This is a genomic window from Rhodococcus opacus (assembly GCF_012396235.1).
GTDB lineage: Bacteria > Actinomycetota > Actinomycetes > Mycobacteriales > Mycobacteriaceae > Rhodococcus_F > Rhodococcus_F opacus.
The window spans coordinates 1-8,519 of record NZ_JAAXPA010000001.1; the positions used below are offsets into that span (position 1 = coordinate 1).

Consider the following 8,519-nt stretch of genomic DNA (forward strand, 5'->3'; position numbering starts at 1 on the left):
CGGCCGCGGTAGGTGAAGCAGTTCGAATAGTAGGTCGCCGAATCCTTCGACTGGCCCTTCCTCTTGAACTTCGGGTAGCCGGCCTGCTTGCGCCAGAACCTGTCGAACGCACCCTGCAACTGCCGCAATGACTCCTGCAACGGCCCCTTCGACGGCTCCGACAACCACTCCGTCTCGGTGTCCCGTTTCCATCCGGTGAGCATCTTCGAGGTGTCCGCGTAGGTGACCCGCCGCCGCTCCTGCGACCAGGCACGCGAGCGCTCGGCCAACGCCCGGTTGTAGACATACCGGGTGCACCCGAACGTCCGAGCAAGCTGTTCCGCCTGCACCGCAGTCGGATAGAAACGGTACTTGAACGCCCGCTTCACCACCCTCCCCGCCATGACCCAGACACTAGCCACACAGTCCGACATAACCAGATCGGCTCTCCGGACCTGAAGGACCGGGTTTGCGCCGAAAGACTCACGGATCACACCGGCGACATATAAGCGACACGAGAGCAATACGAGCCTGACAGCTTGGCAACACTGGCACCGCACGCCACTTCCGTCGCAGCGTCGCCGGTCCCCGTCCGACTACCCTGTCGTGCGTGCCGAGACAATCCCCCCAGCAGCCGACGCGACGCGGCCGATGAGCGAATTCCACGGACACGGACACGGCCACAGCGAGGGACCGGCCCCGATGGGACCTGTGGCCGCCAAGGTGGTCGTCGGACTCCTCGTCGCCATCGGCGTCGCGGTGCTCATCGGCGCCATCGCGTTGTGGCCCGGCAAGCCGAGCGTCGACGTCGAACAGCCCTTCCAGAGCGCCCAGGGCGGTGCAGTCGTCACGGAGTCGGGCACGGTCACGATGCAGAACATCGGCGACTGTGGAAGTCCGTCGGCCGGGCGCGTCTTCACCGGCACCCCGTTGCCGCCGCCGGCCGGCGCGTACGAATGCCAGCGCAGCATCGTCGACATCGAGTCCGGTCCCAACACCGGTACCCAGACGCTGCTCGAGATCATTCCCGGCCCCGGGCAGCCCGACCTCCGGGTGGGCGAGAAGATCCGGCTGTCCCGTCAGACGGACGTGAACGGCACCACGGAGTATTCGTTCGAGGACTATGCGCGCGGCCTGCCCGTCACCCTCATTGCCCTCGCGTTCGCCGTCGTCGTGATCGCGGTCGCGCGGTGGCGCGGATTCCGGGCACTCGTCGGCATCGTCGTCTCGTTCGGCGTGCTCGTTCTGTTCACGCTCCCGGCCCTGCTGGACGGACAACCCGCGATCCCGGTGGCCCTCGTCTCCGGCGCCGTGATCCTGTATGCCGTCCTGTATCTCGCGCACGGTGTCTCCCTGCGAACGAGTTCGGCGTTGCTGGGCACTCTCGCGTCGATGCTGGTGGCGGCCATCCTCTCCTACGCCACCATCGAGATGACTCGTCTGACAGGGCTTTCCGAGGAACAGAACACCAACGTCCAGACGTACATACAGCACGTCAGCATCACCGGACTACTGCTCGCCGGCTTCATCATCGGCTCACTGGGAGTGCTCAACGATGTCACCATCACGCAGGCGGCGTCCGCGTTCGAACTGGCGTCGCTGGACCCCGACGCCTCCCGGCGTCAGATCTTCGGTTCGGCGATGCGCGTCGGACGCGATCACATCGCCAGCACCGTCTACACCCTCGTCCTCGCGTATGCCGGCGGGGCGTTGCCGCTGCTGTTGCTGTTCAGTGTGGCGGGGCGGTCGATCCAGGACGTGCTGCTCAGCGATGCCGTGGCCATCGAGATCGTGCGTTCGGCGGTCGGTGGCATCGCCCTGGCACTGTCGGTTCCGCTGACCACCGCGATCGCGGTGATGTTGGCGCGGCCGATCGGCGCGGGTCCTTCCGGCAGCGCGCCCGCGGTCAAGCCGTCACGGGGTGGCCGCCATTCCAAGTAGCGCGGCGACCGCTAGCTGAAGACGCCGAACTCCCGCAGGACGATGAAGATGATGGCGATGACCATCAGCGCGTAGACGGTCAGCATCGTCACTTTGGCCGCATGCTCGCTGGTGGGCGGGAACATCTTCAGGATCGGCTTGGAATATGCGACGAGCCTGCGCGTTTCTGCCGGCGCGGCCGCCGAAGGCCTGGGAACGTTGGGAGTGCTGTGGAACTCCGCTGGATTTGCAGTCACTGCACACATCCTCTCTACGCCGGAACCATTCCCATCGTAGGCCCGGAGATCGGCGGCGACTACGTTCCGGGGAACCTGGGAAGTTCGGGCAGTTGGAACTGCGGCAGCTGGATCTGCGGCAGACCGGGGAACACCGGCACGGGCGGTGGGGGCGGCGGGGCGGGCTCCGGCTCCGGAATCCGGATTTGCGACGCCGTCTGGATCGGCGCTTCGACGGCCTCGGACGGAGGCGGCGGGAGCGTCGCCGGCGACGGCGTGGCCACCTCGGTCATGACCGGCGACTCGGTGGTGAGTTGTGTGGTCACCGGCTGCGACGAGCCCTCGGTGCGTGCCAACAGGTTCTTGCCGTACCCGAGTCCGAGACCGATCACCGCCACCACGGCGAGCGCGCTGCCCGCCAGCGCGGCCCCCCGGATCTGGGGCTTGGCCACCTGCTGACTCGGCGGCGGCGCCGCGGCGCTCAGCCAGGACGGAGTACTCGACGGCGCACCGGTGCGTGCGACGGTCGCGCTCGGCGCCTGGTAGGTGGATACGACTGCGTCCGGTGCGGAGTGCGGCGTGTATGGCGGCGGGAGGACCCTGGCGACCTCGGCGGGTGGCGGCACCACCTGCTGGGCAAGCAGCGCAGCACCCTGTGCCGCAACGAGTTCGGGGTGATCAGGAACGACGACCGGCAACCCGAGCCACGACTGCAGCACCGACCGCACCAGAGGGATGCGTGCACCGCCGCCGATGAGCACCACGGCATCGGGGGTTCGTCCCGACTTCGTGATCACATCGCGGGCGAGGCGCGCCGACGATTCGACGGTGACACCGATCAGCGCGTCGAAGACGTCACGGGACAGCAACAGCAGCCCGCCGTCGCCGGGCACCGCGACGGCGCCGCCGGTGGAGAGCCGCTCTTTCGCCTCACGACAGCGGAGGTCGAGCGCGAGGCCGGCGGCCGCGTCGCCGGGCTCCTCGATCCGCTTGTTCTCCAACTGGTTGTCGCGGATCAGCCGGTCGAAGACGTCTCCGCTCACCGCGTCGGCGCGGACCGTCTCCACCACCTCCCCCGTCGCCCGGTCGACGACGCTCACGGTGAGCCCGGAGCTGCCCAGGTCGTAGAACACGAGCGTCGCATGGTCACCGAGGGCGCCCGAGACGTCGAGGAACTTCAACGCCGCCGAGGCTTCGGTGACGAGCTGGTAGTTGGCGAGTTGCTGCCGGGTCATCGCCGCCTGGACGGCGTCTGCCTGGGCTTCGTCGCGGTAGGCGACCCCGGTGGCGCGGACCGGCCCGGCGTCGGGCGCCCCGGCGAGGACGACGCCGATCGATTCGGCGGCAAGTTCCTCCGGCAGGTCCCGCCCTGCGGCGACGACCTGGGCCCGGAAATCGGGGACGTGCCTGCTCCCGGCGTCGTCACGGTTCACGGAGTCGGGTCGCGCCAAGCGCACAGCGCTCGCACCGACCGACACACCTAGAACCGAACTCATGGGCCGCCTGACTCGACTGTGCACGGGTTCGATCCGGAATCCCCCCACTCCATGGCCCGCAGTCTAGCGAAGCGGTCCGACGGGGCAACCGAGCAACCGTTCGGCGAGAGGCAACTCAGAAGTTGCTCGCGATGATCACTCCCGCGATGCCCGTGCCCAGCGGCACGAACCTGCAGGGCGGCACGATCGTGTGTTCAGGATCGAGCGTGTTGAGAACCAGTTGCTGGGAGAACGGATCGTAGGGCAGGTTGAAATGGCCGGTCTGATCGATCGGGCACAGGTCCTGGACGAGGATGTTGGTGGCGCCGGGGTCGTGCAGCGCGACGTTGGTGTACGGCTGGATCACCTCGTCGTACCGCGTCCCGATCGTGGTGTATTCGACGCCGGGAACGGTGTCACCGCCGGCGTTGAGGGCGGTGAGGAACGGCGATCCCTGCACCTGCTCGGCGAGGGCCTCCGAACCGAAACGCTCGATCAGCTCGCTGCCCCCGGGGACCGACGTCACCGCCGTCGCGATCCCGAAGAACGTCCCACCGTAGGTCGGGGACGCCAGACCGATCCACCGGCTCACGTGGGCCGCGCCGCCGAGCCTGTTGATGTAGTACCGGGCCACCGTCGCGCCCTGCGAGTGCCCGATCACGTCGACCGTCGAGGCGCCCGTGGCAGACAGCACCTGGGCGACGAAACCGTCGAGTTCGTGCGCCCCCTCGGCCATTGTTTCCATCCCATAGTGTTCGGTGCCCGGTCTCTGCCCGTAGTTGAGGGCGAACAGGCAGTAGCCGGCGGACTTCAGTTTCGGGCTCAGCCCGGCCCAGTTCGCGTAGGCACTGCCGTCGCTGCCGTGTACGAGGATCACGGGGTGGGGGTGCGCCGGACCGGGGCGGCACGAGAAATCGTTGGTCCCGGGCGGCGCCGAATGCGGATGCTGCTTCGCGTACGAGATGGCCGCGCCGGCGTCGGATTGCGCCGGCCCCGGCAGGGTCGGGACCTCCGCCGCCCGAGCGGGGGCGACACCGAGCGCACAGACACAGGCAACGGCAGCCAGGAGTGCGAGTCGGGATCCGTGACGTGCCTTCGACATCGCCAGCCCTCCGTTGCGATTGAGGCTGACGCTACCGGTCCGGCAATCGCGGCGGGCGATCTTTCGCAGCTGTTACCGAACCGCGCGGTCCGATCCGTTCGGTGACCCGGTCGCAACCTGCGCGTCGCAGGTCAGCCCCTGCCCAGCCCCCGGTAGACCCACCCGGCGGCGCGCCAGTCCGCGGCGTCGAGACAGTTGCGGCCGTCGACCATCACCCGGGCCCGGACCACGTCGTTCAGATCCTCCGGTTTCAGGGCCGCGAACTCCGCCCACTCGGTGAGCAGAAGCACGGCGTCGGCGTTGTCGCACGCCTCGACCGCCGATGTCGCGTAGTTCAGCGTCGGGAACAGCCTTCGTGAGTTGTCCAGGGCTTTCGGGTCGTAGACGCTGACCACTGCCCCGTGCAACTGCATCATTCCCGCGACGTTGAGTGCCGGCGAATCACGGACGTCGTCGGATTCGGGCTTGAACGCCGCGCCGAGCACGGCGACGTTGGCGCCGAGCAGCGAACCTCCGCACACCTGCGCCGCCAACTCCACCATCCGGGTGCGACGCCGCATGTTGATGCTGTCGACCTCCCGGAGGAAGTGCAGTGCCTGGTTCGCGCCCAGCTCACCCGCCCGCGCCATGAACGCGCGGATGTCCTTGGGCAGGCAGCCGCCGCCGAAGCCGAGACCGGCGTTGAGGAAGCGCCGGCCGATCCGCGCGTCGTAGCCCAGGGCGTCGGCGAGTTGGGTGACGTCGGCGCCGGTGGCCTCGCAGACCTCGGAGATGGCGTTGATGAAGGAGATCTTGGTGGCGAGGAACGCGTTGGCCGAGACCTTCACCAGTTCCGCGGTGGCGAGGTCGGTGACCAGGAACGGAATGTCCTCGCCGAGCAGGCGGGCATACAGCTCGCGTAACTCGGTCTCCGCGCGTCCGGGGCGCTGGCGGTCCACTCCCAGCACCATCCGGTCGGGGTGCAGGGTGTCCTCGACGGCGAAGCCCTCCCGCAGGAACTCCGGATTCCACGCCACTTCCACGGCGTCCCCCGCCGGGGCGAGCGCCCGGGCCCGCGCACCCAGATCCGCCGCCGTCCCGACGGGAACTGTCGACTTGCCGACGATGACGGCGGGACGATCGAGCAGCGGCGCGAGAGTGTCGATCACCGAATGCACGTGCCGCAGGTCCGCCGCGTACTCACCCTTCTTCTGCGGGGTGCCGACACCGAGAAAGTGGAGGTCGGCGAACTCGGCGGCCTCGCTGTACGACGTGGTGAAGTGCAGTCGGCCGGCGTCGATGTTCCGGCGCAGAACCTCCCCCAGCCCGGGCTCGTAGAACGGGACCTCCCCGGAGGAGAGCTTCGCCACTTTTCCGGGATCGATGTCGACGCCCAGGACGTCGTGACCCAGTTCCGCCATACAGGCGGCGTGGGTGGCTCCCAGGTATCCGGTTCCAAACACGGTGCAGCGCATGCACCCTTGATAACCAGTGCAGGTGAGCGCGATATTTACCCGACTGATGTTCGAAGCCAACAGTGCGTGTACGAACGGTGCGAGGCGAGACCCTATGCTTCGCCCATGCATGTTCTCTTCGTCTGCACCGGAAACGTCTGTCGCTCCCCAACGGCTGAGCGCCTCGCAGTGGCATACGCCGAGGAGCTCGGGATCACCGATCTGACTGCCGAAAGTGCAGGTACCCGCGCCGCGGTCGGACGCCCGATGGAACCGACGGCCGCGCAAGTCCTCGAAGGGCTCGGCGGTGATCCGAGCGATTTCACCGCGCGGATGCTCACCGCCGATCTGGCGGCGGATGCCGATCTGGTGTTGACGATGACCGAGCGTCAGCGCGAGAAGGTGCTGGCGCTGGCCCCGGAGCAGCTGAAGAAGACGTTCACGCTCCGGGAGGCGGCGCGGCTCGCGGAAGCAGCGGATGCGAAGTCGGTGGCCGACCTGGCTGCGGCACGTCCCAAACACAAGGCCGACGAGACCCCGGAAGACGTTCCGGACCCGATGGGGCAGGACGAGGACACCTTCCTCACCATCGGGTCCGAGATCGCCGATCTACTGGGTGTGGTCGCGCGGAGCGTCCGTCTCTGACCAGGCTTCCTGGTCGTCGCGGTAGCGGCGGGTGCGTCTCGGTGCGGGGGGCACCGGCGCGCCCGCCTGCTGCTCGTTGCCGTAGTGGTCGGGACCGCCGTACCACTGCTGACTCTGGTCGCCCTGGTAGGCCGGGGCGCCCTGATAGGCGGGGACTTCCTGCTGATCTCCCCCGTTCGGACCGTACTGGTGCGGCGGGTGCTCGTCGCGAACGTACGGGGCCGGCTGCTGAGGTGCCGGCTGCTGGGGTGCCTGGTGCTGAGGGGGCTGCTGCTGCACGGGCGGCTGCACGGCGGCGGCCTGCTGCATCTGCGGCAGAGACTTGTCGGTCTCGTAGTAGTACTTGTACTCGTAGACGCCCCGCCCGCGGCTCGGCGTCATCGTGATGATCGTTCCGAGGATGGTTGCCCCCACGCTGTGCAAGTTGCCCACCGCCCTCGACAGCTGATCCCGCTTGGTCTCGGCGTGCCGTGCGATGACCAGCGCGCCGTCCGACATCGCGGTCAGCACGGTCGCGTCGGTGACGGGCAGCAGCGGTGACGCGTCGACGATCACGTAGTCGAAACGACCCCGCAGATCGGCCAGCACCTGGCGGGCCGTCTCCGTTCCGAGGAGCTCACTCGGGTTCGGCGGGATCGGTCCGGATGCCAGGACCGTGAGACCCGAGTACTGCGTCGGCTGGAGCACGGCGTCGAGATCGGCCTTGCCTGCCAGCACACTGCTGAGACCGACGGAACCGACGACGCCGAGGTACTTCGACACCCGCGGCTTGCGGAGGTCACCCTCGACCAGGCACACGTTCTGACCGCCCTCCGCCAACACGAGGGCGATGTTGATGGCGGTCGTGGTCTTGCCCTCGGTGGGCAGCGAACTGGTGACGACGATGACACGCGGCGGGTTGTCGACCTCGAGGAACTGGAGGTTGGTGCGCAGCTCCCGGTAGGACTCGGCGCTCGAGGAGTTGCCTTCGGCGAAGTTGATGGCCTGCTGCGTCTGCCGCTCCTTGTCGAACGGGATGGTGCCGATCAGTGCGGACCCGGCCAGCTCCTCGACGGTGCGCCGATCCTTGACGGTGTTGTCGAGGCGATCACGCAGGACTGCCAGCGCGAGACCGAGCAGCAAGCCCACCGCCGCACCCAGCGCCAGGTTCCGCGTGGTCTTCGGGGAGACCGCCACCGACGGGGTCTGAGCCTGCTGCTCGACGACGACGCGCGCCGCCGGTGCGCCCCCTCGCTCGGGCGTCTCCAATTCTCGTGCCATGACGACGAACTCGTCGGATAGGGCATTGGCGATGTCGCGGGCGCGTTCCGGCGACGGATCCTGCACCTTGACGTCGATCAGCACCGTGTCCGGCGCCGAGCTGGCCTTCACTTGCGATGCGAGTGCGGGCGCCGTCATGTCGAGGCCGAGCTTGTCGATGGTTCGCTGCGCAAGATTTTCACCGGTGAGCAGCTTGGTATACGACGTCACTCGCTGCTGCGAGAACAGATTGCCCTGGTATATCTCGTTGACTGATGCCCCGGACGACGTGGACACGAACATGCGGGTCGACGCCTCGTACATCGGCGTGGTGAGCAGTGATGCTCCCAGCGCGCCGAGAATAGCAACTACGGTCGTCACGGCGATGATTTTCCATCGTGCTTGCAGTATCCGCAGGTAGTCTTGTATTTCCATTATCGAGTCTCCCATCGACTTCACGCTCGGGGCTTGCGTGATCGTGCTGTCATCT

Annotated in this window: 8 protein-coding genes; 2 read left to right on the plus strand and 6 right to left on the minus strand. The window is 67.7% G+C overall.

Features of this window, described 5'->3' with window-relative positions; translation table 11 throughout:
* On the minus strand, positions 1-368 hold a 368-nt coding region (locus HGB39_RS00005), incomplete at its 3' end, for an RNA-guided endonuclease InsQ/TnpB family protein (protein ID WP_514120876.1).
* A gap of 262 nt (positions 369-630) precedes the next feature.
* Here HGB39_RS00005 and HGB39_RS00010 point away from each other — a divergent pair.
* Positions 631-1,920, plus strand: coding sequence for a YibE/F family protein (locus HGB39_RS00010; protein WP_005563234.1), 1,290 nt, complete (start codon positions 631-633; stop codon positions 1,918-1,920).
* Between the two features lie 11 nt (positions 1,921-1,931).
* Here the strand turns inward: HGB39_RS00010 and HGB39_RS00015 are convergent, their stop codons facing one another.
* From HGB39_RS00015 to HGB39_RS00030, 4 genes are all read right to left on the minus strand, one after another.
* Positions 1,932-2,156: a hypothetical protein gene (locus HGB39_RS00015; protein WP_005238249.1), complete on the minus strand. Its 225-nt coding sequence runs from the start codon at positions 2,154-2,156 to the stop codon at positions 1,932-1,934.
* A 59-nt stretch (positions 2,157-2,215) separates the two neighbouring features.
* Positions 2,216-3,631 carry a DUF7159 family protein gene (locus tag HGB39_RS00020; RefSeq protein WP_005563236.1) on the minus strand — a complete coding sequence of 472 codons (1,416 nt, stop codon included), beginning with the start codon at positions 3,629-3,631 and terminating at the stop codon, positions 2,216-2,218.
* Positions 3,632-3,746: 115 nt separating this feature from the next.
* Complete coding sequence (locus tag HGB39_RS00025) at positions 3,747-4,712, minus strand: esterase/lipase family protein (protein WP_005563239.1); 966 nt, start codon at positions 4,710-4,712, stop codon at positions 3,747-3,749.
* 131 nt (positions 4,713-4,843) lie between these two features.
* A complete protein-coding gene (locus HGB39_RS00030; protein ID WP_005563241.1) occupies positions 4,844-6,166 on the minus strand; it encodes a UDP-glucose dehydrogenase family protein in 1,323 nt (440 codons plus the stop codon).
* A 105-nt stretch (positions 6,167-6,271) separates the two neighbouring features.
* Here HGB39_RS00030 and HGB39_RS00035 point away from each other — a divergent pair, with 105 nt between their 5' ends.
* Entirely contained in the window at positions 6,272-6,790 is a 519-nt protein-coding gene (locus HGB39_RS00035) for an arsenate reductase/protein-tyrosine-phosphatase family protein (RefSeq protein ID WP_011597644.1), read from the plus strand.
* On the opposite strand, the gene HGB39_RS00040 is transcribed toward HGB39_RS00035, so the two are convergent.
* A complete protein-coding gene (locus HGB39_RS00040; RefSeq protein WP_005563243.1) occupies positions 6,755-8,464 on the minus strand; it encodes a tyrosine-protein kinase domain-containing protein in 1,710 nt (569 codons plus the stop codon). The two genes, HGB39_RS00035 and HGB39_RS00040, sit on opposite strands and share 36 nt — an antisense overlap.
* Positions 8,465-8,519 lie beyond the last annotated feature (55 nt).

Coding starts and splice junctions, on each gene's coding strand:
- HGB39_RS00010 (WP_005563234.1), top strand. CDS start 631: ATGAGCGAATTCCACGGACACGGACACGGCCACAGCGAGGGACCGGCC.
- HGB39_RS00020 (WP_005563236.1), bottom strand. CDS start 3,631: ATGAGTTCGGTTCTAGGTGTGTCGGTCGGTGCGAGCGCTGTGCGCTTG.
- HGB39_RS00025 (WP_005563239.1), bottom strand. CDS start 4,712: ATGTCGAAGGCACGTCACGGATCCCGACTCGCACTCCTGGCTGCCGTT.
- HGB39_RS00030 (WP_005563241.1), bottom strand. CDS start 6,166: ATGCGCTGCACCGTGTTTGGAACCGGATACCTGGGAGCCACCCACGCC.
- HGB39_RS00035 (WP_011597644.1), top strand. CDS start 6,272: ATGCATGTTCTCTTCGTCTGCACCGGAAACGTCTGTCGCTCCCCAACG.
- HGB39_RS00040 (WP_005563243.1), bottom strand. CDS start 8,464: ATGGAAATACAAGACTACCTGCGGATACTGCAAGCACGATGGAAAATC.